Source organism: Methylobacterium sp. yr668 (assembly GCF_900116245.1).
GTDB lineage: Bacteria > Pseudomonadota > Alphaproteobacteria > Rhizobiales > Beijerinckiaceae > Methylobacterium.
The window spans coordinates 1-1,622 of the sequence record NZ_FOZY01000092.1; the positions used below are offsets into that span (position 1 = coordinate 1).

Annotated in this window: 1 protein-coding gene; it reads right to left on the minus strand. The window is 65.2% G+C overall.

Annotated elements, in window-relative coordinates:
• Positions 1-124: 124 nt before the first annotated feature.
• On the minus strand, positions 125-1,564 hold the full coding sequence (locus BM419_RS31550; protein ID WP_091928775.1) for an IS1182 family transposase: 1,440 nt from the start codon (positions 1,562-1,564) through the stop codon (positions 125-127).
• Between the last annotated feature and the right edge of the window lie 58 nt (positions 1,565-1,622).

A 1,622-nucleotide genomic window follows, 5' to 3' on the forward strand; every position in this document is an offset into this window, starting at 1 on the left:
CCCAATTTTGCGAGAATAGGCGCTCCACCGTTTGGATCGACCCTTTGTGGTCGCGCATCCGTTTGAGTTGAAGGCGCTGCTGGACGGCTTTTCAGCCCCTCGGTGAACGATCAAAGGCCTTCACTCAGGCGGGGATCGCTGCCAAGAGCTTCCGGCTTCCCATGATGTTGAGAACCCGCGTCAGATTGTAGGCCAGGACCTGGAGTGCCATCTCGGTCGAGACGCGCGGCAAGGTCTTGGTCAAGAAGTGCGTCGCCCCCATCCGTGCCTTCAGCGTGCCGAAGGGGTGCTCGACCGTCTCGCGCCGGACCCGCATGGCCAGCGGATCGCCGTCCAACCGGCGCTGTACGGCCTCCAGCACGTCCTCGTGCTCCCACCGGGTCACCCGGCGCTCCTTGCCTGTCGTGCACGCTCCCTTCATCGCGCAGGCCGAGCAGACATTCGTCCAGTACCGATGCAGGGTCAGGCCATTCTCCACCGAGGTGTACCGATGGGACAGCGTCTGACCCGCCGGACACAAGTAGGTGTTGTCCTGACGACGGTAGAGGAAATCATCCTTGCCGAAGCGCCCGACGGCCTTCGCGCCCGAGGTCATCGGTCGGGGCAGCGTCACGGCGATGCCGGCGCGTTCGCAGGCCAGGATCTGTTCACTGGAATAGTAACCCCGGTCAGCCACCGCATCGAGCGTGTCCGCTTCCAGAGCTTCTTTGGCCCGCGCGGCCATGCCGCTGAGCTGCGCCCGGTCCGAGCCGGCATTGGTGACCGCGTGCGCGACGATCAGGTGATGCTCGGTCTCGACCGCCACCTGGACGTTGTAACCCACCACGCCCGATCCACGACCGCTGGTGGCCATGGACCGCGCGTCGGGATCGGTCAGCGAGACCTGCCGGTCGGGCGCGGCCTTCATCTGCTCTTCCAACCCCGCCAGCCGCTCCATCTCCTGTCCGAGGCGGGCGATCTTTTCCTTCAGCCGCTCCACCTTGGTTGCCAGTTCCGGCGTGGGGTCCTGACGATCGGCTGTGTCGAGCTGCAAGAGGTAGCGTGACACGCTCTCCTCGATCTGCTGGCGGCGCCGGTCGAGCTTGCCTTGCGTGAAGTTGCGGTCGCGATTGTTGACCGCCTTGAACTTCGAGCCGTCGATCGCGACGCACGTCCCCGTCAGTAGGCCCATCGTGCGGCACAGGGCGACAAAGCGGGCACAGACTCGCCCGATGGCGGGGCCGTTCTGCCGACGGAACTCGGCAATGGTCTTATGATCGGGCGACAGCTGGCCGGTCAGCCACATGACCTCGACGTTGCGGCCCGCCTCGCGCTCCAGGCGTCGGCTTGACGGGACCCGGTTGAGATAGCCGTAGACGTACAGCTTCAGCAGGGCGGCCGGATGGTAGCCCGGTCGACCCGTGCGTGCCGCATCGACACCCGCAAAGCCGAGCGCGCCGAGTTCCAGGGCCTCCACAAAGGCATCGACGACGCGGACAGGATTGTCCTCGGCGATCCAGTCCTCAAGACAAGGCGGAAACAGCGTCGTCTGATCGCGCTCGGCACCGACAACGAACCGTCCCATGCCATCCTCCGGTCGTGCAGAGGAAAGCTACCACCTTCGGGGTTTTGACACAGCCAGG